25 protein-coding genes are annotated in these 26,636 nt (G+C 42.9%); 9 read left to right on the top strand and 16 right to left on the bottom strand.

Annotated elements, in window-relative coordinates:
• The first annotated feature begins 53 nt into the window (after positions 1-53).
• The 5 genes from QR722_RS10750 (at position 54) to QR722_RS10730 (ending at position 5,167) form a co-directional block, all read left to right on the top strand.
• Positions 54-380, top strand: coding sequence for a zinc ribbon domain-containing protein (locus tag QR722_RS10750; protein ID WP_286282846.1), 327 nt, complete (start codon positions 54-56; stop codon positions 378-380).
• Positions 380-661: a YeaC family protein gene (locus QR722_RS10745; RefSeq protein WP_286282845.1), complete on the top strand. Its 282-nt coding sequence runs from the start codon at positions 380-382 to the stop codon at positions 659-661. Before QR722_RS10750 ends, QR722_RS10745 begins: the two co-directional genes overlap by 1 nt.
• The gene (locus QR722_RS10740) at positions 651-3,470 is read left to right on the top strand and encodes a DUF349 domain-containing protein (RefSeq protein ID WP_286282843.1); all 2,820 of its coding nucleotides are present in this window, start codon (positions 651-653) and stop codon (positions 3,468-3,470) included. Before QR722_RS10745 ends, QR722_RS10740 begins: the two co-directional genes overlap by 11 nt.
• 89 nt (positions 3,471-3,559) lie before the next feature.
• Positions 3,560-4,555, top strand: coding sequence for an alpha/beta hydrolase family protein (locus QR722_RS10735; protein ID WP_286282842.1), 996 nt, complete (start codon positions 3,560-3,562; stop codon positions 4,553-4,555).
• Between the two features lie 99 nt (positions 4,556-4,654).
• On the top strand, positions 4,655-5,167 hold the full coding sequence (locus tag QR722_RS10730) for a GNAT family N-acetyltransferase (RefSeq protein ID WP_286282841.1): 513 nt from the start codon (positions 4,655-4,657) through the stop codon (positions 5,165-5,167).
• 46 nt (positions 5,168-5,213) lie between these two features.
• Here the strand turns inward: QR722_RS10730 and QR722_RS10725 are convergent, their stop codons facing one another.
• Both QR722_RS10725 and ansA read right to left on the bottom strand, forming a co-directional pair.
• Positions 5,214-5,828, bottom strand: coding sequence for a hypothetical protein (locus QR722_RS10725; protein ID WP_286282840.1), 615 nt, complete (start codon positions 5,826-5,828; stop codon positions 5,214-5,216).
• Between the two features lie 677 nt (positions 5,829-6,505).
• The gene (gene ansA, locus QR722_RS10720; protein ID WP_286282839.1) at positions 6,506-7,516 is read right to left on the bottom strand and encodes an asparaginase; all 1,011 of its coding nucleotides are present in this window, start codon (positions 7,514-7,516) and stop codon (positions 6,506-6,508) included.
• Between the two features lie 202 nt (positions 7,517-7,718).
• Here ansA and QR722_RS10715 point away from each other — a divergent pair, with 202 nt between their 5' ends.
• Both QR722_RS10715 and QR722_RS10710 read left to right on the top strand, forming a co-directional pair.
• Positions 7,719-9,104 carry a M24 family metallopeptidase gene (locus QR722_RS10715; protein ID WP_286282838.1) on the top strand — a complete coding sequence of 462 codons (1,386 nt, stop codon included), beginning with the start codon at positions 7,719-7,721 and terminating at the stop codon, positions 9,102-9,104.
• An 82-nt stretch (positions 9,105-9,186) separates the two neighbouring features.
• A complete protein-coding gene (locus QR722_RS10710; protein WP_286282837.1) occupies positions 9,187-11,046 on the top strand; it encodes a DUF885 domain-containing protein in 1,860 nt (619 codons plus the stop codon).
• A gap of 119 nt (positions 11,047-11,165) precedes the next feature.
• Here the strand turns inward: QR722_RS10710 and QR722_RS10705 are convergent, their stop codons facing one another.
• Positions 11,166-11,921, bottom strand: coding sequence for an SDR family oxidoreductase (locus QR722_RS10705; protein ID WP_502872468.1), 756 nt, complete (start codon positions 11,919-11,921; stop codon positions 11,166-11,168).
• A 99-nt stretch (positions 11,922-12,020) separates the two neighbouring features.
• On the opposite strand from QR722_RS10705, the gene QR722_RS10700 reads away from it, so the two are divergent.
• Positions 12,021-12,923, top strand: a complete 903-nt coding sequence (locus QR722_RS10700; protein ID WP_286282835.1) for a LysR family transcriptional regulator — start codon at positions 12,021-12,023, stop codon at positions 12,921-12,923.
• Between the two features lie 320 nt (positions 12,924-13,243).
• On the opposite strand, the gene QR722_RS10695 is transcribed toward QR722_RS10700, so the two are convergent.
• On the bottom strand, positions 13,244-14,224 hold the full coding sequence (locus tag QR722_RS10695; RefSeq protein ID WP_286282834.1) for a transposase: 981 nt from the start codon (positions 14,222-14,224) through the stop codon (positions 13,244-13,246).
• Between the two features lie 148 nt (positions 14,225-14,372).
• On the opposite strand from QR722_RS10695, the gene QR722_RS19400 reads away from it, so the two are divergent.
• Positions 14,373-14,519 (top strand): PEP-CTERM sorting domain-containing protein, encoded by a 147-nt coding sequence (locus QR722_RS19400; protein ID WP_353506910.1) that lies wholly within the window; start codon positions 14,373-14,375, stop codon positions 14,517-14,519.
• Between the two features lie 119 nt (positions 14,520-14,638).
• On the opposite strand, the gene ahpF is transcribed toward QR722_RS19400, so the two are convergent.
• The 12 genes from ahpF to rlmH all read right to left on the bottom strand — a co-directional run bounded on the left by ahpF (position 14,639) and on the right by rlmH (position 26,634).
• Positions 14,639-16,237, bottom strand: coding sequence for an alkyl hydroperoxide reductase subunit F (ahpF, locus tag QR722_RS10690; protein ID WP_286282833.1), 1,599 nt, complete (start codon positions 16,235-16,237; stop codon positions 14,639-14,641).
• An 80-nt stretch (positions 16,238-16,317) separates the two neighbouring features.
• Positions 16,318-16,881 carry an alkyl hydroperoxide reductase subunit C gene (ahpC, locus tag QR722_RS10685; RefSeq protein WP_286282832.1) on the bottom strand — a complete coding sequence of 188 codons (564 nt, stop codon included), beginning with the start codon at positions 16,879-16,881 and terminating at the stop codon, positions 16,318-16,320.
• A 257-nt stretch (positions 16,882-17,138) separates the two neighbouring features.
• Positions 17,139-17,990 (bottom strand): peptidylprolyl isomerase, encoded by an 852-nt coding sequence (locus QR722_RS10680; protein WP_286282830.1) that lies wholly within the window; start codon positions 17,988-17,990, stop codon positions 17,139-17,141.
• Between the two features lie 45 nt (positions 17,991-18,035).
• Entirely contained in the window at positions 18,036-18,998 is a 963-nt protein-coding gene (gene lipA / locus QR722_RS10675; RefSeq protein WP_286282828.1) for a lipoyl synthase, read from the bottom strand.
• Positions 18,991-19,644, bottom strand: coding sequence for a lipoyl(octanoyl) transferase LipB (lipB, locus tag QR722_RS10670; protein WP_286282827.1), 654 nt, complete (start codon positions 19,642-19,644; stop codon positions 18,991-18,993). Before lipB ends, lipA begins: the two co-directional genes overlap by 8 nt.
• A gap of 22 nt (positions 19,645-19,666) precedes the next feature.
• Positions 19,667-19,930, bottom strand: coding sequence for a DUF493 family protein YbeD (gene ybeD, locus QR722_RS10665; protein ID WP_286282824.1), 264 nt, complete (start codon positions 19,928-19,930; stop codon positions 19,667-19,669).
• Positions 19,931-19,958: 28 nt separating this feature from the next.
• Positions 19,959-21,131 carry a serine hydrolase gene (locus tag QR722_RS10660; RefSeq protein WP_286282823.1) on the bottom strand — a complete coding sequence of 391 codons (1,173 nt, stop codon included), beginning with the start codon at positions 21,129-21,131 and terminating at the stop codon, positions 19,959-19,961.
• Positions 21,132-21,276: 145 nt separating this feature from the next.
• Positions 21,277-22,092 (bottom strand): septal ring lytic transglycosylase RlpA family protein, encoded by an 816-nt coding sequence (locus QR722_RS10655; protein ID WP_286282822.1) that lies wholly within the window; start codon positions 22,090-22,092, stop codon positions 21,277-21,279.
• Positions 22,089-23,081, bottom strand: coding sequence for a lytic murein transglycosylase B (gene mltB, locus QR722_RS10650; protein ID WP_286282821.1), 993 nt, complete (start codon positions 23,079-23,081; stop codon positions 22,089-22,091). The genes QR722_RS10655 and mltB overlap by 4 nt, the downstream gene beginning before the upstream one ends.
• A gap of 48 nt (positions 23,082-23,129) precedes the next feature.
• A complete protein-coding gene (gene rodA, locus QR722_RS10645) occupies positions 23,130-24,248 on the bottom strand; it encodes a rod shape-determining protein RodA (protein WP_286282820.1) in 1,119 nt (372 codons plus the stop codon).
• Entirely contained in the window at positions 24,248-26,161 is a 1,914-nt protein-coding gene (gene mrdA, locus QR722_RS10640) for a penicillin-binding protein 2 (RefSeq protein WP_286282819.1), read from the bottom strand. The genes rodA and mrdA overlap by 1 nt, the downstream gene beginning before the upstream one ends.
• A 2-nt stretch (positions 26,162-26,163) precedes the next feature.
• Positions 26,164-26,634, bottom strand: coding sequence for a 23S rRNA (pseudouridine(1915)-N(3))-methyltransferase RlmH (gene rlmH, locus QR722_RS10635; protein WP_286282818.1), 471 nt, complete (start codon positions 26,632-26,634; stop codon positions 26,164-26,166).
• Positions 26,635-26,636: the final 2 nt, after the last annotated feature.

The following is a 26,636-nucleotide window of genomic DNA, read 5'->3' as shown; positions in this document are numbered from 1 at the left end:
TTCTGATATTTCGGCAGGACGAATGCCGATATCAAATTTGTGTGGAGTGAAAAATGGCGTTAACTGAGTGCCCATCTTGTGGCAAAACGATTTCCGATAAAGCGAAGACCTGTTCCCATTGTGGTTTTGGCGTAGGTGATGCCTCTTCTGAGGATTTGTTACGGAAGAAGAATTTCAATAAATTTAAACGCCAGCACAGTATCCAAAATCAGTCTATGTTAGCCATGCTAATGTTTGTTTCAGGTTTTGGCTTTATGTATTGGGGCGGCACACGGCCGGGTGATATGCAGCACAATTTGGCCATTGCCTGTTCGGTTATTGGCTTTATCTGGTATGTGATCAATCGAGTTCGACTCATTTTTATTAAGCGGGCTGACTGATGGATCTTCAAGTATTAGTCTCCTCCATGTCGCAGCAAACCTACGAGCGCTTGCTGCAGTCGGTGGAAACCGGAAAATGGCTAGATGGTTCGCCCTTGACAGAGTCACAAAGGGAGAGCAGCATGCAAGCAGTAATGATGTATCAAGCTAAAGTATTAAAGCTCGACCAACATATGACGTTGAATCAAGACGGCGAAATTACCCATAAAAGCCGACAACAATTAAAGAATGAGTTTGCACAACAAGGCAGCATAGCGCGGTTCAAACAGGATGATTTTTAAAAAACTATTTCGCCCCAAATATCAAGATCCGAATCCACAAGTACGAATTGCCGCCATCGGGAGTCTTTCTCCTGAAGAGCAGCAACATAAGAGTCAGTTACATGAGCTGGCATTTAACGATGAAGACCCAAATGTCAATTTGGCAGCACTTAAGCGTCTGAATAATTTTGCGTTGTGGTGCAAAATGGCGCAAACGGGTAAATCAGAACGGGTGCGTAAAAAAGCCCAATCTATGGTCGAAGATGCATTATTCGCTCAAGGTGAATTAGACATCAGTGCCAAAGAAAGACATCAATTTATTTTAGAGTGTAAGTCGATTTCGTTATTAGAAAAGTTATTGGCATTACCTTCTTTGCAAACTGAGCATGCCGACCTTTTGCTTGGTATGCTTAAAAAGATTGATAAACCCCATGTCACTAGGCAAATATTTTTGTCTACCGCAAACGAGCAAATACAACTAGCGTTATTGGCTGAAATTGATGATCAGTCGACATTACTAAAGTGTGCCAAACGCTCAGAACTTAGCAGCGTTAAGCAGGCGATTGAGTCGAAAGTTGAACAATTAGCGCAGTCTAAGGCTAAGCCCAAAGAGTTAGAAAAAAACGCCAGAATGATCTTGTCGCAACTATTGGCTCTCAAAGATAAAACTGATTTGTTGTTTGTTCAACGTCAGAAAGATAACCTGAGTAAGGCCTATCAGCAAGCCCAACTGGAGTTTGACTGCCTTAAAGCTGACGTTAGAACAAATTTAGAAGAGCGCTTTGCAGAAATTAGCAATAAGGTTGACGCCGTCATTGCACTTTTAGAGCCGCAGTGGCGAGCAAGTATTATTGCTTCTCAATTGGAATCTAATTTAGACAGTATCCAGTTAAGAATTGAAGCGCTATTAAGCAACATTAATCTTGAGCTGTGTAAAGATATCAACAAAGTCACCATGGGTGAAGTTGAAGGATATGAACATCAACTACAAGCACTTCAAGCAGAGTTACAATTGTTAAGTGACAAGGTAAACCAAGCTGAGACGCAGAATTATGCTATTCCACAGGTTCATCGTAATATTGAACAATTATTTAATCGCATCAATCAATCAAAAGCGACCTTAGGGCGTTTACCCGAGTTTCAAAAATCTGTCGAAGTAGCCGATGAATTTTTAACTAAATTTGCAAACTTGCCTTTGCCTACTGATTTGAGTCAACTCGACGCATCTAAAGCCTATTTGCATGAGCAAACTCTTACTTGGAAGGAGTATATCGCTTCTTATCAGTCTAACTGGCCGCAAAATTTGCAGCAACAGTGGAAAGCAGTACGTACCAATTGGCAAGCCGCTATCACTGTATTGTCTGAACAAGTTAAACAGAATGAAAACCGAGTAAAAGGCAAACTCCGTGCCGTTGATAGCTTAGTCAATCAAGGTAAATTTAAAGCAGCCATGGGCTTGTTTGAAAGGGTGCGTCAGTGGTACGCAGAATTACCTGAAAAACAACAAGCTATATTACAGCGAAGTTTTGATAGCACGAAAGAGCAAATCGAAAACCTTAAAGATTGGCAGCAGTATATTGCGGAACCTCGTAAGCCAGCTATATTGGCTGAAGTGGAAGCTATTATTTTAACGCCGTTAGAAATTAAACAGCAATCAGCAGCGGTTAAACGGTTACGCAGCGAGTGGAATAGTCTAGGGAATTTGCAGACCGATGAAGATTCAGCCCTGAACAAGGAGTTTGAAATACTGATCGAAAAAGCTTTCGAGCCTTGCCGTGATTATTTTGTGCAACAAGAACAGGAGCGAGCTAAAAACCTGGTAGATAAACAAGCTATAATAAGCAGTTTGAATGATTTACAGCACCAGTCTCTAGCTGGTAATGAATTAGTTAGTCGACTTACTCCTTTACAAAATGGCTGGCGCAATATTGGTAAAGTTGATTACCAATTGACGACCCAGCTAAAGCAGCAGTACGAACAAGCACTTGCTCCTTTAAAGCAGCGCGTAAAACAGTTCTATCAGGATAATCAGCAACAGAAAGAGTCCCTGATTGCCCAAGCAAAGGCATTATTAGATAACGAAGATGTCATGGCAGCGGTTGAACAAGCTAAACTGTTGCAGCAGAAATGGAAGAGCATAGCTTCAGCGGGTCATAAGCGTGAAAACACTCTGTGGGCCAATTTTCGTGACGTGAATGATCAATTGTTCGCCAAGCGACAACTCGCATTTGATAGCTCTAAGGAGCAATTAAATCAACAAACCCAAGCCCTTGATGAGCAACTTCAACAACTGAGCCAAGACTTAACCAGCGCTGCTGGCTTATCTGAGTTGGATGAGGCCGACAGTGCAATTGCACAGGTCAATCAGCTCGCCGCTGATTTGCCGGATAGTGCTAGTAGAAGTTACCGAAATAAAATCCGGCATTTAACCGAGCAGGTAGAGAAAAAGCGCCAAAAAGTGTTAACTAATAAAGATACGCAAGTCATGAATCAACTGTTCGATGTGCTAGAGAAATCTGCAACACAGCCCGAAATCCAATCTCTACTTCAAGGACTACCAAATCAATGGCAACAACACTTTAATGCCAAGCAAGCGCCAGATTCATCCCGCCAAGATTTAACTATTTTGATGGATATATTGGCAGATGTGCCTAGCCCCGATAGCGAGCGCGACAGGCGTAAAACCTTACAACTGCAAGTTATGACCGATAAATTGCAGCACGGCGACGCCCTAGATAAACATGAACTTTTATGTTTGTGGGTGCAGCATGGCAAGCTTGATGCCGATGAATTACCCTTGCTAGAACGAGTAAAAGCACAATATAATTAGATAGCCACTGTGCCAGCGTAAAGCTGGCACTTGTGTATGTGCTTGAAATCAGGTGAGTATAGTTAGCCGAAACTTAAATGGAATTAAACATGTTAGTTAAGAAGTTTTCACGATATCTGTTTTGTATTTTGCTTGTAATATCCAATACAGCTGGCGCAAATAACCTGATCTTAGATGCAAAAACCTGTTTCAGCGGCCCATTCGAGAGTCACCAGTCATGGATGGCTGTACTTAAAAAAAATAAAAAAAATTTCAATAGCGAACAATTCTTAGCTCGATTTCCGGAGCAAACATTCAAGCAAATAAAACAAAACCTAGACTGTATCGATTTTACTTACACTGTAGGTGGTCTAACCGTTGAAGGTTACTACTTAAAACCCAAAAATGCGCCAGCACAGTCTTTACCTGTAGTGATTTACAATCGTGGTGGTAATGCTAGGTATGGTTATGTCAATTTCGGCCAAAAAATTGGCTTTATTGCTGATATTGCGCAAGATGGTTATTTAGTCATCGGTAGTCAGTATCGTGGAGCCAGTGGCCGAAAAATTAAAAACAACGGTCAGGATGAGTTTGGTGGCAAAGATGTCGAGGATGTTTTGGCTTTGCAGGATATTATTAAACAGATTCCTGCGGCGGATCCTGACAAAGTTGCCCTAGTAGGCTGGAGCCGCGGGGTGATGCAGTCCTATATTGCTGCCCAGTCGATGCCCAAAATTAAAACGATGATTGCCATTGCCGGCAATGCCGATGTAGAAAAAGCGTTAGCGTGGCGGCCAGCGATGGAGAAAGTCTATGCATCACGGGTTCCTGACTTTGCTAATAATAGACAAGCTGCGCTGGAGCATCGTTCAGTGATCAAGTGGTTGGATAAGTTGCCAGCCAATAAGCCTATTCTACTCGTTCACGGTGACAAAGATAAACGCGTGAATGTTGAACAATCCAAGTTATTTGCTTCAGCATTACAGAGGCGTGAGCATCCACACAAATTAGTCATCTATGCCGGCGATAACCACGGTCTTTTCGCCAGTAGAGACAAATTGCGTGATGAAGTCAGTGAGTGGTTAGAGACCTATCTTCGCAACTAGTTTGCGCTTATAGCTTAGTTATTAATCGCGACTATCTGTCTTTATCGAAAGTGATGAGTTAGGTTAATTCCGCAGAATAATCAGAGAGTGAAAACCAAAATGCAGCTTGTAGTACCTTCACACCAATATCAGCAAAGTTATATTCGATATGTTGAAGAATTGGGCCGTGAAGAGCGCTATCCTTTTCCACTTGATTTTGCTTATGCTGATTTTGATAGCCTGCTAAGCAAGCTCGACAACTTTTCCAAAGGCATAGAGTTGCCACAGGGCTTCGTACCCAGTACAACCTTGTGGTTAGTCGATAAAAGTGAGTTGGTTGGCGTGACAAACCTACGGCATTTCTTGAATGAAAAGATCGAATATTGTGGTGGTCATATAGGCCTAGGGATTCGACCGTCACGCAGAAATAATGGCCTGGGAAGCTTGCTTATGAAGCTTTCAATCGAGCATCTAAGCCATATGGGTGTAAAGCAGATACATATTCATTGTTACCAATCCAATCTAGCCTGTGCACACACTATTGTCACTAATGGTGGAGTGCTGCATTCAGAGGTAAATGCAGAAGGGCAAACTGTACAGCGTTACCTTGTGGATGCGCCTAATTATTGTTAAATTTCGCGCCCAAAAAAACAGTGTGCTTTGTTTGGCTATAATATTGTCACTCTATAGTTTCAAATAACTGGCTAAGCCCTTTTTCAAATTGAATCCTTGGCATTTGATCAGTAATTGTAAGAATAATTTTATCAGTGTATCTGGCTTTATTCTCAAACTCAGGTGGCATTGAATATCGATATTTTTTGAATCTTTCGATGATAGAATTTACCGCCTGACGTTTCATCGAAGTGTTAATTACGCTAATTCTCATTGGTTTATATAAAACTATATTGCGGTTTGATTGGGTAATTTCTAAATCAAATGATATGTCGATTGAACCATTTTCATCGTTTAAATAAGCCTCTTTTGGATAGGGGATGCCTGGCACAATTACTTGATGGGGGACGTTAGCGATAGTATTGCCAAGATTGATATTTAGGATGTTGTTACTGCCGACAACCAACCAACTTTCCTCAAGGGATGTCCATGGTGTTTTGGTTACAAACTTACTGCGCACAATTCCTACAATTTGATCTCCACGCTCTTTTAAGTGGTAGTTCAGCTTACCTTTATAAAACGAAAGTACATATTCGCCCCCAGAGGTATTCCATGAACCAAACTGGTAAGTCGGTTGATTTTGAGCGTACTCTTGTAGTTCAGCTTTACCATTTTCATACAACCTAACAACGTTATTTCTGTTTAAAGCGGTGTGGAGATAGAACACTTTTGGATAAAGGTGAGCATGGTTTTGTTGGTGAAAATCGTAAATTTTTTGATTGGAATCTTTGCTTAACGTGTCGTCATTTATTGCTTTTAAAGCTCGATTGAGTCCAAGTATTTTATGTGTGACTTTGTTTTTTTGAGCATCAAAATGTATCCCAACAGCAACAATTCCCCCATTTTCTATGCTGCCTGCCGATATATCGAAGTAGGGGGGTGACAGTCTTTAAATTTTAAATTGATATAGGTTTTCATTGAATTGAAGCAATATCTACCGGCAGGAACTGTAACAACAGCATAGCTGTCATAATCATGATTAATTACTTTTACTTCGCCAGTTGAGACATTTTTGATTGAGCAAGAGCTGAGCTTTGCCGGTTTTTCCAGAGGCGTCATTTTATTGTTCATTGCGAGGGGGTTTAGTTTAACTATCAGTAGCCCTTCACCAGACGAAAACTGTTTTGGAATTGCTTTACCCCCTCTATCGAATAAGCTAGGTTTTGTATCGGTCGTTTTACAGGCGACAAGTAATAGCAGTGCCAATAATAAAAAACAGGACTTTCTCATTGCTTCACAGTTCCATCAAAATCAAATTTAGAGGGGGCAGCTTTATACTAAACAAGTAGGCATAAGATCTCACCCCTCCGTCAATTCCCCACGAAGATTAGCCAGTAGTTGTGTTTTGATTTGTTCAATGGGTAACTCTTTGCTGAGTAAGTAGTGCAATTTGGCCAAGGCTGCTTCTGGGGTCATATCGTTACCCGATACCACGCCTACTTCGCGTAAAACATGACCGTTGGCGTAGCCTGTCATATTTACCTTGCCACTAAAACACTGGGTACAGTTAAGTACGACAATGTCGTTCTGTTGGGCTAATCTTAGTTGCTCAAGTAAGGCAGGGTTTTGCGGCGCATTACCAACTCCATAGCTGAGCAATATCAACGCTTTTACCGGCTGTTGCAGTGTGTTTCGTAGCACTTCAGCACTAATTCCCGGATATAGAGTGATCACACCAATAGGTTGAGAAGTTACGTTACTGACTGTAAGAGTATTACTTGTGGCGCTTCTAACCTTACCTGCAATCAGTTCAATATTAATACCTGCACGAAGTAAATCAGGAAAGTTTGGTGAGCCAAATGCATCAAAACCATCAGCGTCAACCTTGCGGCTACGGTTTCCACGAAATAAGCGATTATTGAAATACAAGGAAACCTCAGGAATAGGATAGTTTGCTGCAATATACAATGCATTGAGCATATTCACCTGGCCATCAGAGCGAAGCTCTGCCAGCGGAATTTGTGATCCGGTTACAATCACCGGCTTAGTTAAATCTTCCAACATAAATGACAGGGCCGATGCGGTGTAAGCCATGGTGTCAGTGCCATGCAGGATGATAAAACCATCATATTGGGCATAGTTTCGTTTAATATCATCAGCAATTTGTTGCCAGTCATTTGGGCTCATATCCGATGAATCAATTAAACTGTCATATTCGTGGATAGTGAAAGAGGGCATTTCTTTTCGATGAAATTCTGGCATATTGGCCAAGGTTTGCGATAAAAAGCCAGCAACAGGCACGTATCCTTGTGACGATGGACGCATACCAATAGTGCCACCCGTATAGGCAACATAGATGTTCTTTTGCATATTCTTCCAACTGAAAACGTTAGCGATTTAATCGGCAATTGTAGCTTGTTTAATTGGCGCTTGCACCGTCAGTGTCATTTTAGTCTCGTATAGCTAGGTCAAATAAGGCGATGTTGATTAAGCCTTAAATGACTAGGCTATCTGGTTGAAAACTTGAGATAAATGGTGGATGCTAAGGTTAACCTAACTAAAGGTACCCCTCATGTTTCACAATTTATTGGCTATATTTATACTTAGCTTGGGCAGTGCAGCTCTAACCCATGCAACCCAACAACCAGATCCTAAAGACAGTCAAGAAGCCGTTGACGCAGCTCAGCAGTATCCTATTTTATCAATGCGTGAGCGGGCCGCTATGATTGATACTATGCTTGCGGATCGATTAGATAACGTGTTACCTGATTTAATGGCTAGGGAAGGGATTGACATGTGGGTGTTAGTATCTCGCGAATATAATGAAGATCCAGTGCTAAAAACCATGTTACCTGCAACCTGGTTGTCTGCACGGCGGCGCACGATTTTAGTATTATTTAATCCCGGAGAGGGTAAACCGGTCGAGCGGTTAGCAGTGGCTCGCTACAATGTCGATAGTCTTTTTGCCAAAACGTGGGATAAAGAAAAGCAACCTGATCAATGGCAAGCTTTACTGGCGTTAATTAAACAAAAGAATCCATCAAAAATTGGCATTAATATCTCCAAACATTATGGATTAGCCGACGGCTTGAACGCCACAGAATATCAAGAATTTACCGCCGCGCTGGATAAGTTCAGTGCTGAAAAAATTGTGTCTGGAGAAAAGTTAGCGATTGGGTGGTTAGAAACTCGTTCGAAGCTAGAAATGCAGTTATACCCCCAGCTCACTGCGATAGGGCATGATCTGATCAAACGAGCATTTTCAAACGAAGTTATTACGCCGGGAATAACCACCACCGAAGACGTGGTGTGGTGGTTGCGGGAACAAACCAGAGAATTAAAGCTATCCACCTGGTTCCATCCAAGTGTTTCGCTGCAAAGAGCCCGTCAATATGACAGTGAAAAGTGGGATCCTGCAAAAGAGTTGAGTCAAGGCCAGGTGATCCAGCCCGGAGACCTGTTGCATGTGGATTTTGGATTGGTCTATTTGCGTTTGCATTCTGATCAACAGCAACATGCCTATGTACTAAAATCTGATGAAGTAGAAGCGCCGCTTTTTTTGCAAAAAGCGCTAGCGATTGGCAATCGTTTGCAGGATATTTTTACTGCAAATTTTGCACAAGGTCGCACGGGGAACGAAGTGTTGAAATTATCTCGCCAGCAGGCCATCGCTGAAAATATCAAACCGACCATTTACACTCACCCCATTGGTTTTCATGGTCATGCCGCGGGCACCACTTTAGGGATGTGGGATTCACAAGACGGCGTACCTGTTCAAGGCGATTATCCGTTGCACTATAATACCGCCTATTCCATTGAGCTAAACGCGGCTGTCTTTGTTGAAGAGTGGCACAAGGAAATACGCATTATGTTGGAAGAACAAGCTTATTTTGACCAGCAAGGCGTGCAATATATTGATGGCAGGCAACGCCAGTTGCATTTAATTAGCAGTCAATAAAACTTGTTACAGAGTTTGTCGGCGTATGTACTTAACAGCGACAACTGTTACTATCTGGCTGAACCTAACCGAAGGAATTAGAATGCAAAATTCAGTGATATTTAACAAAGGTAAAATGACCATACTGGCATTGTCAGTCACCCTAGGCTTGTCTGCTTGTGCGAATAATCAGGCTAAAATTGAACAAAATTCTGGTTTGTTGACCGTCAGTGCTGCAGAAGCGGCGCAGATGAGTGAATCTCAAAAGCTGCAATTAGTCACTGAAACATACTTTACCGATTCCCTAAAGTTTAGCCCAGTCTACGCTACCTTCGTGGGTGTAAATGACTATAATGATCAATTCGAACGCCCAATCAATGCTAAGACACTGGCTGAAGGGTTAGCTTTCGAGAAGAAATATTTAGCCGCTATTGAAAAAATTGATGCCAGTCAGTTAACGGGTCAAGATTTGCTCAGCTACGAAATATTTAAACGTGATCGTGAAATGGGCATTAAAGGTACCCAATTTAACGCCCATCTGATTCCGATTAGTCAAATGGGCGGCGTGCATAGCTTCTTCGCCATTTTGGGCTCTGGCAGCAGCGCTCAACCTTTCAATACGGAAAAAGACTATCGTAACTTTATAAGCCGGGCTAACGGTTTTAAAGAGTATATGGATAGCGTGGTCGTTGTGATGCAAGAGGGGATTAATAAAGGCATGGTGCATCCTAAACCTATTGCTGAAAAGTTGGTTCCTCAACTTGGCGCGCATGTGGTTGATGATGTTACCCAAAGCGTGTTTTATGCACCACTTAATAGCCTTGATGACAATACCAATATCGATCCAGCAGCCAAAGAAGCGCTGAAAAAAGACTATATCACTATGATTGAGACAGTGATTATTCCGTCATACAAAAAAGTCTATGAGTTTGTTAAGAATGAATACGTGCCAAATGCACGCAGCACCGTTGGTTTGTCTGACTTACCCAATGGAAAGAGCTGGTATGAATATCAGATTGAAACAAATACTACCTTACCTTTAACTGCTGAAGAGATTCATCAGTATGGTAAAAGTGAAGTGGCTCGAATTTTAGGTGAGATGAGAAGTGTTAAAGAAACAGTAGGCTTTGAAGGTGATTTACCCGCATTTTTCGAGCATTTACGGACCGACGACAAATTTTATTTTGATAGCGCTGAGGAATTAATCGCTGGCTACACGGAAGTGAAAGATAGAATTAATGCCAAACTACCCATGCTGTTTGAGGTCTTTCCCAAAGCAGATTATGTGGTAAAAGCCGTAGAGCCTTTCCGCGCCGCATCTGCCGCGGGTGCAAGCTACATGGCACCTGCTCCGGATGGTTCTCGTCCAGGTATTTTTTATATTAATACTCGTGACTTAAAAGCTCAGCCTAAATTTGGTTTGGAAACCTTAAGTATCCACGAAGCAGCACCGGGTCACCATTTTCAAATTGCGATTCAGCAGGAAGTCGAATCCTTACCTAGCTTCCGTAAATTTGGTGGTTACACAGTCTTTGCGGAAGGTTGGGCCTTGTACGCTGAAAGTTTAGGTAAAGAACTGGGTCTCTTCACTGATCCCTATATGTGGTACGGCCGTCTAAGCGACGAGCAACTGCGCGCTATGCGTCTCGTGGTTGACACAGGTTTACATGCCTTTGGTTGGAGCCGCGAACAGGCTATTTCCTATATGATGGAAAACTCATCTATGGCTGAATCAGATATCGTTGCTGAGGTTGAGCGTTATATTTCAATGCCTGGGCAGGCTTTGGCGTATAAAACTGGTCAACGTCACATACGTATGTTGAGAAATAAGGCGACTAAAGCCTTGGGTGATAAGTTTGATGTGAGAAAATTCCACACTCAGATTTTGATCGACGGTGCCGTTCCTATGCCTATTTTGGAAGCCAAAATTGATCGCTGGATTGCCGTACAAAAAGCTTCATAACATGTGGGGTCAGAGTAAAAAACTGTAACATGTGGGGTCAGAGTAAAAACTGAAAGTGTCGCAAAACGACAGTACAGATTATATTTTTACTCTGACCCCATAATCACACTAACCTACAATTAAAACTCTTGTACGGTCGGACGTAGTACTATCTCATTGATATCTACATCACTGGGTTGCTCAATTGCATATGCAATGGCGCGGGCGACTGAATCAGATGAGATCGCTTGTTTATAAAAATCTACCACAAATTCAGCGCTTTCTTTATGAGAAGAACCATACTTTAATTCTGAATCAACCGCGCCAGGTTCAATTGAGGTAGTACGGATCTTTCCGCCTACTTCATGCCTTAGGCCTTCGGTAATCGCTCTAACTGCGAATTTAGTACCGCTGTATACGGTGCCTCCAGGGCTGAATACTTTGATACCCGCCACTGAGGATATATTGATGAAATGACCTGAATCTTGCTTGCTAAATTCCGGCAGGGCGGCTGCAATACCATTCAATACCCCTTTGATATTGATGTCGATCATCTTGTTCCATTCTTCAACTTTAAGGTCTTGGAGTGGGGCGATGGCCATTAAACCGGCATTGTTAATGATCACATCTATTTTCCCATAGGTAGAAACCCCATGCTCAACTAAGGACTTAACACTGTCTAAAGAAGTAACATCCATTTGTTTAAATGTTGAGATACCGCCTTGTTGGTTTATTTCTTCACTGATGGCCTTGAGCTTTTCAACCCGTCTTGCGCCTAAAACCACCTTGGCACCACGTTCTGCTAAATGTCGCGCGGTTGCTTCACCTAAACCACTGCTTGCACCTGTTATGACTACTACTTTGTCTTTTATAAAACCGCTCATTGTTTTCTCCAGAGGTACTGAGTTAATTGCATGGTAGAAGTATGGTTTATCAGTTGGTTCCGGTAAATGGATTTGTTATGCTTTCACAATTCCTAAAAATGGAATTTAAATGTGCTAAATAAATTGGAAATGCTGCGAATATTCAAAACTGCGGCTGAGGCAGGCAGCTTTAAAGGGGCTGCAATTAAGCTGGGTATCTCGCCTCAAGCGGTTACCCGTGCGGTAAAAGAGCTGGAGCGCTTGCAAGATGAAGTATTGTTTCATCGCAACACGCGGCAAATACAGCTTACCTCATTTGGCGAATCTTTCTTAAGTACAGTAGTACCAGTGGTGAGTCAGGTTGACCAACTCTTTCTATCACATTCTGATCATGCCGGAGACGCTCTTGCTGGCAACGTCAGAGTGGCGGCACCTCTGGGCTTCGGTAGGGCAATCGTGGCGCCTGTGTTGATTAATCTTCTTAAGCGCTACCCAAAAATTAATGTTGATTTAAGATTGAGTGACAAATATGCCGACGTGGTAGAAGAACGGATCGATATTGGCCTGCGTATCGGTTTCGTGCGTGACAATCGCTACATAGTGCGAAAGCTGGGTAAAGTAGACTTTCATGTGGTTGCCGCGCCCGAATTGATTAAAAAGGTAGGTGAGCCTAATAGACCAGAGGACTTGGCAAAACTCCCTACTTCATCAGTACTTGACGCCAGTACCGGAAGAACTTGGCCATGGTATTTCTCCCAAGGTAGTGAGTTAAAAATGCCAGAGTCGAGGATGATTTTTGATGATGCCCAAGCGGAATATAAGGCGGTCAAAGAAGGGCTAGTATTTGCCCAAGTACCTAGTTTTTTATGTACGGAAGATGTGCAGAATAAGCATATCAAAAAGGTATTAAAAGAGTTTGAGCCGGAACCTTGGACTTTATATATCTACCGCCCACAACGAGGACCCGTGCCGCACAGAGTCAGAACATTATTTGATGATTTATCAGCTGAAATAATGGCTATTTTAGCCCAGTAACTTAGCCCCTCTAATTGAGACACCCATCTTTATTCAGTTTTCTACTCCGCTGTAATTGAGACACCCATTTTTATTCAGTCGCGCTGTAATTGATATATTCTAATTTAGACACCCATCTTTAATTAGATTTGTTATGTTTTTTTGTAGGAAATGTTGGATAGTCAAAGTGTCTTAATGTTGGGTAGGTAAATTAAAGTCTGACTGCACGTTTTGGATGTAATCTGGCTTTTCCACTTAATAGCCAGGTTGATTTGCCAAATCCCAAACAGCCGTGCTTACCCGCTTATTGTGGCATGCAGAGACTTGATGATTTGATGTTGTTATGCGTGTTTGAACAATATTTTTGCCTTACCCATGCCTCTTATGCGTTGATGTTTTGTGTGACGCTTGAACTGCTGAAGCATATGCTCACTGCCCACCGCGGTGGCAAAGTGCTTTTCGAATTCAGTGGTGAGTGCCAGCCATTGCTCTGTATTGATGTTTAGTCGTTGAAGAATATCGCTCTGGCTATGGTCAATATATCCGGCTTTGTCGTCTCGAAGACTTCTGCCAGTGCTATCAACTAGTACACAATAATCAATCAAGCTGAAGGCGATACCTTTGGGCATGTTTTGTCGATAATTACCTACAAAACACATCAGAGAAGCAGGTTGTTTGCCTTCTTTGAGGGCGTGAATACGTTGAAACACACTAGTATGCTTGGAGGTTTCTGGCGTACTTTCCATTTTGGAGCGAATTGGGTTTAAATCCACATAGGCCATACAGGCTAGCACCGCGCTTTCATCTAGCAAGGCCTGGCTTTTGAATCTTCCTTCCCAAAACCTGCCCGTGCAGCCATCTTCTGCATTGGCTTCACGAGCAATGTGTTCATTTAATTCACGCATAAACCAACTGATGTCGTATAAGCGATGACGGACAACCTCAACGGTTTCATCCACTGTCAGTTGCTCGCAAGTACTAAGCGCATCACCCCGTAAATACTTTTGTGTGAGTAACGTGCCCTTGTGTAATCGATGCCAACGGCTAAGGACCTCTTTGTCAGGCCAACTGCCCGCAAGGTCTTTATCCACACACAGCACCACATGGGTATGATTACTCATCACCGCATAGGCCGCGATATCAATGGCAAATACCGAACCTAAAAATAACAAACGAGATTCTACCCAGTCCCGGCGATGTTCATAACTTTGTCCCGTGTATTTATCTTCGCCACACAAAAAAGAACGCCGTACACAGCGGGAAACACAATGATAATAAGGGGTATCGATTAAGCTGATTTGATTTTTTCGAGCTTGAGGCATACATCATCCATCCATGGTTGATTAACGTCCTTTAAGTCTAGTCGAAGATTGAAACTTTAACAGTCTAGGAATGGGTGTCTTGATAAATACTGGAATGGGTGTCTTGATAAATAATAAATAGGAATGGGTGTCTTAATAAATATAATAAATACTCATAGATAATACTAAGTATGATAATGTCGGTGCATTTTTCGTACGGGATATTCCTGAACCATATAGTCTTAGTATATTCGCATTAGGTCTATTAGGATTAGCCTCACGCAGGTGTAAGGAAATTCTCATGTGGCAATATTAAACTAGGGGTCAAAGTTAAAATTTGATATTGCTTTGAGACGATAGTCTGGTTTATATATTTTTACTTTGACCCCAAAATCGCCGAGCGTGAAGCTCGGCATGTTGTGAGGATATTATGTGTTAAGCTGCTTGGGATTCGTCTTGTTGGCTGTCCTCGTCAGCGACTTCATTGCTAAGTAGGTACTCAAAAGCTGCTAGTGAAGCTTTAGCTCCTTCGCCCATAGAGATGACTATCTGCTTATAAGGAACCGTGGTGACATCGCCACAGGCAAATATGCCCTGTTCTGAGGTTAAGCACTTGTGATCTACAATCACTTCACCGTGCTGGCTCAAATCCACAACTCCTTTAAGGAATTGGCTATTGGGTACTAAACCAATCTGCACAAACACACCTGCCAGCTCTTTCGAGTGAATGGCTTCGGTTGCACGATCAATATACTCAATCGTATTTACTTTACCGTTTTGTGCCGTAATTTGCTTAGTAGCAACATTCTTCAAAATAGTGATGTTGTCGCGTTTCAGCGCTTGATTTACTAATACCTGATCGGCTTTTAGCTCAGGCATAAACTCAAAAACAGTGACTGATTTAACAATGCCAGCTAAATCCAGCGCAGCTTCGATTCCTGAATTACCACCGCCAATAACTGCCACATCTTTGCCCTTAAAGAAAGGACCGTCACAGTGTGGGCAATATGCCACGCCATTGCCGACGTTTTCTTTCTCACCAGGCACACCTAGCTCACGCCAGCGAGCGCCGGTAGCCACTATCAGTGTACGTGTTCTGATTTGCTCACCAGATGACAGAGTGATAGTTTTGATATTGCCTTTTTCTATATGTGTGACGCGCACATGTTCTTTGAGTGTGATCTCATAATCATTCATATGCGCCATCAAATTACCGACCAACTCGGGACCAGTCGTTTTTGGGGTTGAAATCAAATTTTCGATTCCCATGGTATCTTTAACTTGACCACCAAATCGGTCTGCTACCACGGTTACTTTTAAGCCTTTACGTGCACTGTAAATCGCAGCACTTACCCCAGCTGGGCCTGCGCCAATTACTGTAACGTCTTGCAATGGTAGTGACTGTCCTACATTGGCTTGAGTTAAGCTAGGATCAAACTCAATTAATTTATCTATCAAGGTAGCGGCTTCCACTTTACCATTAGCAAATAATTTGCCATTTAAGTAAACGCTGGGCACACCTTGGATCTCACGTTCGTCAACTAAACTTTGATACAAGCCACCATCAATCATTTCTGAACTGATGTTGTCATTTAGCAAAGCGAATTGATTCAGCGTTTGCACTACATCAGGACAGTTATGACAACTCAAGCTGATGAAAACTTCAAAGTGTAGTTTATCTTTGACACCTTTTACGATGCCCTTAATACTATCGTCTAGTTTTAGCTGAGTACCTGATGCATGCAACATGGCTAAAACTAAGGAATTGAATTCATGACCACCTGGGATCCCTGAAAAGCGAATGCCAGTATCTACGCCGTCTGCCTCAATTAAAAAGCTGATTGCACTGCGTAATTGGCCGTTGGTGTCACGTTCTTCCACTTTAAGTTTGTCGCTAACACTAGCAATGTCGGATAAAAACGTCTTTAATTCTTCACGCTTGCTGTGTTCGCCGTTTTGCAGCACAAACGTGACGCTCTTTTGCATTGACTCGGCATAACCTTTCAATGCGTTTAATATTTCTTTGCTTAACATGGTTAATCTGCCTCTTGAAATGTGTCAGAAATAGGCGCAGAAAAGAATCTGCGCCTGACCTAAAATGGTGAACGCTTAGCTTAGATTTTGCCTACTAAATCTAAAGAAGGGGCTAATGTTGCTTCGCCTTCTTTCCATTTTGCTGGGCAAACTTCACCAGGGTGAGATGCAACGTACTGAGCCGCTTTCACTTTACGGACTAAATCGTCAGCATCACGACCGATACCTTCAGAGGTGATTTCCATTGCTTGGATAACACCTTCTGGGTCAACTACAAATGTTGCACGGTCTGCAAGGCCCATGGTTTCACGCATACAATCGAAGTTACGAGTGATTTCACCTGTTGGGTCACCAATCATGGTGTAGTTGATTTTGCCGATTGTGTCGGACGTGTCATGCCATGCTTTGTGAGTAAAGTGAGTGTCAGTTGACACTGAATACACTTCTACGCCGCGAGATTGTAGCTCTTCATATTTGTCGGCCAAATCACCTAACTCTGTTGGACAAACAAAAGTAAAATCAGCTGGGTAGAAGAAGAAAATAGCCCATTTGCCTTTTACGTCGTCACTGCTTACTTCGATGAATTCACCGTTTCTAAATGCGTTTGCCTTGAAAGGTTTAATTACGGTATTAATTAGTGCCATGTTGAGTTCTCCAACGTTTAGTTAATAAAATTTGTTTGTTCATTCATCGCTTGAGAATGAATCCTTGCGACTTGGGAGTATATTAATGACTTGCCTAACAGAAAGATAATTAGATAAATAGAACCACATAATCGAAAAAACTGGTTAGAAATGAAAAGTTAATTAACAAAGGAGGGAGTTAGAGAAATCAGATGGGCTTTCTAACGCTAAATGCTGGATGAAATACACAGCGCACACTTGTGTATGCGCTGTCTGTTCTATACCTTGATACGAGTTTTTAGTTGGTAATAACACATATCTAAATTACCATTACCTTTGTAATGAAAGAAGGGATTGTCTAATTTCTTAGCACTATCTAACCGCTGCTGAACATCAGCAGAATTCTGCTCTTGTACCTGCACATATATTCTGTCTTCAATAGCGATATTTTCGGCCAACTTAACCCAATTAATCAGACTGCGCTGGGCGGGTGTATCAATCACGCCGCTAGCTTGGTTGACCGAAGCACGGTTAAGGGATTGAATAGCAGGCATACCATATATGACTTTTCCAAACGAGCTCATATTGCGATCTAGATGTCGTGTGGCTTGACCGATAACAATATAAAAATCGGAGGTTGCGCTGTCTTTTTCATTGCTTCTAGCCATGGCAACTGTGCCGGGACAATGGAGCAACCATTCTTGTTTAGCTTGCGGATCGCGACCGGCGGAAAAGCCATGCAAATAACCCGTTTGCGGTGCCATAAAATCACCATCTTGAACCAGTTTAAAATCAGAATCTGCAGGAGTAGGGCGGCTAAACTCGGCTTTAAGAGGTCGCTTAAACTTAGTCGCTTTTTGCTCTGACATATCACCAGCTTGAGCTACAAATCCATCGATCACCCGATAAAAGTCCAAGTTGTCATAGTAACCGCTGGCGACTAAATCTTTAAAGCGTTGAACATGCTTCGGCGCCATAAAAGGCGCTAATTCAATTATCACTAAACCTTCACTGGTTTGCATATAGACCAGATCCCTTATGTCTGGTGAGCGCCAGCCCGATTCAGCTTGGGCAAGGGCAATATTGCTAAACAGCAAACAGCACAGTAATCCAATAAAGGGTGATTTCATTTTTGTGACTCCAAAAAAAAGCTCGCAGAAAATGCGAGCTTTAGATTATTTGACTTCTTCACCAGCGGCTTGTTTATCGGCATGGTAACTGGAGCGTACCATGGGGCCACAGGCTGCGTGGGTAAACCCTATGCTATGTGCATAATCACCCAGCTCATCAAACTCGGTAGGGTGGACATAACGCTTCAACGGGAAGTGATGTTTACTCGGTTGTAGGTATTGCCCAAGGGTGAGCATATCCACATTGTGTGCTCGTAAATCATCCAACACTTTGGATATTTCGTGCTTGTCTTCACCCATGCCCATCATCAAGCCAGACTTAGTGGGGATTTCAGGGTGTTGTTGTTTAAATTTACGCAATAAGTCTAGAGACCATTGATAATTAGCACCAGGGCGACATTCGCGATACAAGCGCGGAATGGTTTCCAAATTGTGATTGAACACATCAGGTACGCCTTGCTTGAAGATTTCTAGGGCTTTGTCCATACGACCACGAAAATCTGGTACTAACACTTCTATTTTTGTGGTTGGGCTGTGCTCGCGAATAGCATTAATACAATCCACAAAGTGCTGCGCTCCGCCGTCTCTTAAATCATCACGGTCAACAGAGGTAATCACCACATACTTGAGGTTCATCTCTGCTATAGTTTTTGCCAATTTAACCGGCTCTTCTGCACTTGGCGGTAAAGGCTTACCATGAGCGACATCACAAAATGGGCAACGACGTGTACAGATATCACCCAAAATCATAAAGGTAGCGGTACCGTGATTAAAGCATTCTGCTAAATTTGGGCAACTGGCTTCTTCACACACCGAAAAAAGATTATTTTTGCGTAAGGTTTTTTTGATGTGTTCAATCTTGTCTGTAGTGCGCGGCAGTTTGATTTTGATCCACTCTGGCTTGCGCAACATCTGTTCTTTTTCAGTGGGGATAATGGTGATAGGTATATGTTTTACTTTCTCATCATCACGAAGTTTAACTCCAGCTTGCGGACGTGCGTTACTCATCAAAACCTTCTTTATATTCTCTATTGTCGATACTTAGCAAGGTGCATAAGTCTTCGACTAATTGTTTGCCTGCTACGGTAACATTAGATGGACCGCCAATACTGGCGCAATTTATCATTTCGAGCCCCGCATAGCCACAAGGATTAATCCGTTGAAAAGGCGATAAATCCATATTCACGTTTAACGCCAGTCCATGGAATGAGCAGCCTTTGCGGATCCGCAGGCCAACCGAACAGACTTTTTTATCGTCTACGTAAACACCAGGTGCATCGGCCTTGGGATAGGCGTTAATGTCATAGCGCCCTAAGGTGTTAACCACACAAGATTCCAACGCGGTTACCAATTGGCGCACGCCGATTTTACGACGTTTAATATTCAACAACACATATAAGGTCTGTTGACCGGGGCCGTGATAGGTTACTTGTCCACCACGGTCGACCTGTACTACTGGAATATCACCGGCGGCTAAAATATGCTCGGCCTTGCCTGCTTGACCTTGGGTGAAAACAGGCTGATGTTCAACCAGCCATATTTCATCTACTACTGACTCGTCTCTCTCGTCCGTAAAGCGTTGCATCTCTTGCCAAACTGGCTCGTATGCTTGTACCCCTAACTGCCGAACTATAAGTGAATTACCTTGCGACAATGTCTTCTACCTGCAAGTGGATTTAGAGTACAACGCGGACCAACTCTAACGAGGACAACTCGGTATATATGGTTTCCATATGTTCTTTACTCACCACCTTGACGCTGATCGAGATGGAGTGATATGTCCCTTTTGAACTGGGTTTTATGGTTGGGTTGTAATCACCTGGAGCATGCTCCTGTAAGCAAGCAACCACGTCATCAGGCAGGCGCTCATGGGCGACGCCCATTACCTTAAAGGTTTGGAATGTTGGAAAATCCAACAATTGGTCAAAATTTGTTTCCATCTCGCTCTCTACCAAGAATAATTGTTAATTAGCTATCAAAACCTAATTGTAGCTTAATATAATCCCAGGCTTGATCAATCAGGCCGCCTTCTTGAACTTCTTGCAAGGTTACCAGTGGATATTCTGCAATATCTTCACCTTCAAGTTGCAAATATAACTTTCCGACCACTTCGCCTTTGGCAATAGGGGCTTCCAATTTTTTATCGAGTTCAAAATTGGCCTTCAGATTCTTCACCTGTCCACGGGGAATAGTAATGGGGGTGTCTTGGTTAATTCCCAAGTCTACCTGCTCTTTATCACCCATAAAAATACGATGAGAGACAAAAGAATGACCGGCTTTGTAAGGTGTTACAGTTTCAAAAAAGCGAAAACCGTATTTTAAAAGCTTTTTATTCTCATTTTTACGTGCCCGTTCGCTGTCAGCGCCCATCACCACAGCAACCAAACGCATATCGCCTTGGGTAGCGGATGTCACTAAGCTATAACCGGCATCAGAAGTATGCCCGGTTTTGATACCGTCAACATTTAGGCTTTTGTCCCACAATAAACTATTACGGTTGTATTGTTTGATGTCGTTATAGGTGAATTCTTTTTCTTTATACAAAGCGTACTCATCTGGTACGTCTGTAATCAAGGCATTGCCTAGAGTCGCCATGTCACGAGGCGTCGTATAATGATCTGCATCGTGCAAACCGTGACTATTCACAAAGTGTGTAGAGCTCATACCAATCTTTTCGGCATGAGCATTCATCATACTAACAAAGGCATCTTCGCTGCCAGCAATGTGTTCTGCTATGGCTACGCAAGCGTCATTACCAGATTGAACTATGATGCCGCGGTTTAGGTCGCCTACAGAGACTTGCTTACCCACTTCGATAAACATTTTTGACGAATCTGGGAAGTTCTTCGCCCAAGCAGTTTCGGATATAGTTACCACGTCACTTTCTTTAATATTTCCGAGCTTAATTTCATTGCCAATAACATAGCTTGTCATCATTTTGGTTAAGCTTGCGGGCGCCATTTGAATATCGGCATTCATCTCGGCTATCACGTGGCCGGTGTTATGGTCGAGCAGGATATAGCCTTTGGCTGCCACCGATGGAGGAGGAGGAATTACCACAGCAGCACTTACACTGACGGTGAAAACTGTTAGTGCTGCACAAGTAAAGATATTTAGAAAACGTGATTTGATTTTGCCCATTGACCTACCGTAAATATTTGGTTTAAAAATGAATTAAATTAACGCCGCGTAATATACCATTTTCGGACACGCGATGCTGTGTAATTATCGTGCGTGACTATCAGACTATCGTATTTGCGATAAGTTTTACTCTATTGCAGAAAAGTTAAGGGGCAGTAAACACACGAAATGCGTTGTTGAAGCCATCAAGTTTAAGCTTTTCGAGTAATTGATTCGCATGGAACTCGTCATCTAATGGGCCCAAATGTAATCTGAACAAGCCATTTTCATTGGGGGTGTTGATTGCGACTTGATACGCATTTTTCAGCCCTAGCGCCATTTTTTCAATTTGAGACTGATCTTGCAGGGCGGCAACTTGCACGAACCAACGTTTTTGCTGGGTAGAAGGGGACTCAAGCAGAGAAGCAGGAGGCGCTGGTTGAATTAAGCCAACGGTTAACTCTCCCGCTTCATCAACATGCATCACCTCAACTTTGACGCGGGCGGTGCCAGTGTCCAAGACATTTAATTTCATTGCCGCTGCGTAGGATAAATCAATAATACGATTTTCGTGAAAGGGTCCGCGATCATTAACTCTTACAATGGCTTGTTTGTCGTTATCAAGGTTGGTCACCAATACGAATGAGGGCAGGGGCAAGGTTTTGTGGGCTGCGCTCATGGCAAACATATCGTAAGTTTCACCATTAGCGGTTAAATGGCCATGAAATTTTTGCCCATACCATGAGGCAATACCAGACTTGGCATAACCTTTACCAGTTTTGAGCGGGATGTAATGTTTACCTAGTACTCGATATGGGCGCATTGAAGCGCGTAAATAGGGTTCATAACGTGGGACAACATCTTTAAAGTCAATGTCAGCGCTAATGCGCTTGGGTTTAGAGTCGGAATGCTGCGAATAACGGCCGCTGCTGGCACAGGAAACCAGTAAAATACAGCATAGAGTAATGCATAGTATTCTCATTTTTCAGCCATAGCCTGTTTTAATTGTTGACTAAACTGGTACACCGCCATGGCATACAAGGGGCTGTGATTGTAGCGCGTAATGACATAAAAATTGGGCAATCCGACCCAATATTCAGCGCCATTATCTAATTCAAACTCCAGTAGCTTGACACTTTGCTGAGGCTCGATAGTAGTCGAAGCATCTATTGCCACGCCGGCGTCGATAAGTTGCTGCCATTGATGTTTATATTTGAGATCTTTGCTGACCAAGCCAGAGATAGCCGGGTTTTTATCTTCGATGCTAGCTTTGTATGCTATAGGCTGATTGGCTTGCCAATGATGTAATTTGAAGTAGTTCGCGACACTGCCAATGGCATCTTCAGGATTGTTAAATAAATCCCGAACGCCGTCGCCATCAAAATCTACTGCATAATGGCGATAACTAGATGAAATGAATTGCCCCCATCCCATAGCACCAGCGTAAGAGCCTTGTAGTTGGGACATATCGAACCCTTCTTCCCGGGCCAGTAGAAAAAATTGTTCTAATTCACTGCTAAAAAAGCTAGCGCGTGGTGGGTAGTGAAATCCAAGAGTATAAAGGGCATCTAATACCGAATATTTGCCTTTATAGTTGCCGTAAAAGGTCTCAACTCCAATAATAGCAACAATAATTTCAGCTGGAACCCCGGATTTCTGTTGCGCTCTTTCCAGCGCATGCCGATGTTGTTGCCAAAATTCCACGCCTTTATTCAGCCGTTTTTGAGTCAAAAATATGGGATGATATTGATACCAGGGTTTAGCCTCCCAAGGCTTAGCAATGGCGTCAAGAATGGTTTGATTTTTGTTGGCTTTGGCCAGTGTTTGCTTGATTGACTGCGCATCGAACTGATGCTTTTGCGCCATCATCTGTGCAAACTCGTCAATTTTTGCTTGTTGTGATACCGCTATGACTGGAAGCAAAGCTAAGCTCAGCCCTGCCATTAATATCGCCTTGGATAGTTTACGCATTATCTCTCCATTGACATTTACGCCTTTGAGTCGCGCACTGCCGATTTATTATTGTCTGGAAAGCAGACGCTTTTGAGTACTGATAGCCATTAGAATGCCAAATCCAGCCAATAATGTCACCATTGATGTGCCACCATAACTAACTAAAGGCAGTGGAACACCCACCACTGGCAACAAGCCAGATACCATGCCGATATTGACAAATACATACACAAAGAAGGTCAGAGTAATACTGCCGGCCAGTAATTTTGCAAATGCGTCTTGCGCGCGCATCGCAATAAGTAACCCAACGACTATGATATAACTATAGATGGCTAGCAGCCCTATAATACCAAATAAGCCAAATTCCTCACTAAATACCGCAAAGATAAAATCTGTATGTCGTTCCGGCAAAAACTCTAGCTGGGATTGAGTGCCGTGCAACCAACCTTTGCCTTCCAAGCCACCAGAGCCAATGGCAATTTTAGATTGAATAATATGATATCCAGATCCTAAGGGGTCACTCTCAGGATTTAAGAAAGTGAGAACCCTTTGCTTTTGGTATTCTTTCATTAAGAAAAACCACATGACAGGGGCAAACCCAGAGGCCAGTGCAGTTACCACTAAAATCAAACTCCAACTCATACCGGCTAAAAACAATACAAATAGGCCAGAGCTGGCAATCAATAATGACGTGCCTAAATCAGGTTGCTTGGCGATTAGCAAAGTAGGTACCGCTACGAATATAAAGCCCCAAAATACATGCCAGATTCTCGGTGGAAGGTTAAATTTACTGATGTACCAGGCAATCATCATTGGCACGGCTAATTTCAAAATTTCAGACGGCTGAAATCGCATAAACCCTAAGTCAAGCCAACGCTGTGCACCTTTTCCACTTACGCCGAAAAATAATACTGCCACCAACATCAGTACACCAACGATATAAAAATAAATCGATATGCGTTGATATGCTAGAACGGGCACTTGGGCTAGGGCGAACATCACCACCATGGCCACACAAAGTCTGGTGACTTGCCGTTGGATCAAATCTAAATCTTGGCCCCCTGCTGAGTAAATGGTAAAAATACCCACGGCCATAAGTACGAGTAAGCCGAGTAGCAGTGCACCGTCTATATGCAGTGTGGCCAAGATGGACTTTTTGTTGGGTTCAAGCTTAGTTCGTAACATTAATGTGCATCTTGTTCTGTGTCATATTCGTCAAGAAAATCGAAAACCGGCGGTTCAAACTCTCTGTCTCTAAAATAGTAGTCCATAATTTGTCGTGCAATAGGCCCGGCTTGACTACTTCCGCCTCCAGCATTTTCAAGCGCCACAGCCACACTAATTTCTGGGTTGTTAAAGGGAGCAAAACTAATAAACATTGCATTGTCACGGTGCTTTTCAGACAGTTTCTCCGCATCATATTTACCATCCTGCGCAATACTGACAACCTGCGCCGTACCACTTTTACCACCGGCTATATATCGACTATTTGCGAATGCACTGCGCGCAGTTCCATGGGGAGAGTGCACCACGCCACGCATCGCTTTTAGTGACAGATTCCAGTTTTTTATATCTTTAATAACTATGGGTTGTAGTTCTTTAATCGGCTCTTGGATAATATTTCCGTCGTGCATTTTACCCCGCAGTACTTGCGGCACTATGCGTTTGCCTTTGTTAACTAAAGTACTCAAAGACCGAGCAAGCTGCAGCGGGGTGGCTGTCCAGTAACTCTGGCCAATGCCAACGGAAATTGTGTCACCAATATACCAAGGCTCGTTATAACGAGCTCGCTTCCAGCCGCGACTGGGCATATTACCATCCGATTCTTCATACAAGTCGATACCGCTGTATTCGCCAAAACCAAACTTTGTCATAGATTCATTAATACGATCAATCCCTAGGTAATAGGCAAGATCGTAAAAATAGAAATCACAGGATACTTCAATTGATTTTTGTGCGTCTACCCAACCATGTCCCCAAGGGATCCAGTCACGCCAAACATGACTAACATTTTTCAGTTGATAGCGACCGTTATCAAACATCCGAGTTTCGGGTGTGACTACGCCTTCTTCTAAACCCGCTAAGGCCAGATGAGGTTTTATGGTTGAAGCCGGCGGATATTGACCTTGAGTCGCGCGGTTAATCAATGGACGGTCGGTAGATTGCAACAAATAAGAATAGCGTTTGCTGCTAATGCCATGCACGAAATAATTGGGATCGTAACTTGGGTTACTGTATAGCGCTAGCACGCCACCATCCCTATTGTCTAACACCACCACTGACGCTCTGGCTTTATCCAATAACCGCTGAACTTCAAGTTGCAATTTAATGTCGATGTTTAAGACTAAATCTTGCCCTGGCACGGGAGGTTGAAAGTTAAGAGTGCGGATCACCCGACCCTTGCTATTAATCTCAACTTCTTGGTAACCGACCTCGCCATGTAGTAAAGCCTCATGGAATTTTTCTATGCCTAATTTACCAATATCATGGGTGGCAGCATAGTTAGCTTCTTGTCCCGCTTCAGATAGATTTTGCAGATCCTTTTTGTTTATGCGAGCCACATAGCCTAATACATGAGTTAGAGCACTACCGTAGGGATAATGTCGTGCGAGTCTGGCTTCGATGGAAACACCTGGGAATTTGTGTTGGTTGGCAGAAAATAATGCAACGTCACGAGCGTTTAAGCGATTGCGCAAAGAAACTGGCTTGAAGCGCCGCTTACGCTGCATATTTTTTTTAAAATCGTCAATTTCATCTTGTTCGATGCTTAACAAATCGGCCAATTCACTCAGGGTTTGTTCTAAATCATCTAACTCCTCAGGAATCACATCTAAGGAGAAAACCGGACGATTTTCAGCTAATAAAATACCATTGCGATCGTAAATTAGTCCACGATTAGGCGCTACTGGCAATACTTTGATGCGATTACCATTAGACCGGGTTCGATAATCATCAAAACGTTCAACTTGCAAATAATAGAGATTACTGATCAGTAATAGCATCATTACCAAAACCAATATCATGGCGATGAAGGTGCGGCGGGTAAAAAGGTTTGCCTCGGCCGAATGATCTTTGATAGTAATCCGTTTAGGCGCCAAGATTATTCTCGATGGTAAGGATGGTTAGCATTCAATGACCATGCGCGGTAAAGACTTTCGGCAACGATAATACGAACTAATGGATGGGGAAGGGTAAGCGCAGACAGCGACCATTTCTGCTCACTGGCCGCGATACAATCTGGGGACAAGCCTTCAGGTCCACCAATCAATAGACTGATGTCTCGCCCGTCCATTTGCCATTTGGCTAAATTTTGTGCTAATTGAGGGGTGGTCAAGGGTTTACCTGTAACTTCAAGGGTGACAATCTTATTCCCTTTGGGTACAGCATCGAGGGTAAGTTCCCCTTCTTTGTGTAAAACTCTTTTAATATCAGCATTTTTGCCGCGTTTCCCAGCGGATATTTCGGTTAAACTAAGGCTGACATCAGCGCCAAATCTGCGCTCATACTCCCGATAGCCCGTTTCTACCCACTGCGGCATTTTGGTGCCTACGGCAATAATTTGAATTCGCATGC

The sequence above is a fragment of the Aliiglaciecola sp. LCG003 genome (assembly GCF_030316135.1).
Classification (GTDB): Bacteria; Pseudomonadota; Gammaproteobacteria; order Enterobacterales; family Alteromonadaceae; genus Aliiglaciecola.
This window is presented reverse-complemented; position numbering and strand designations above follow the sequence as displayed.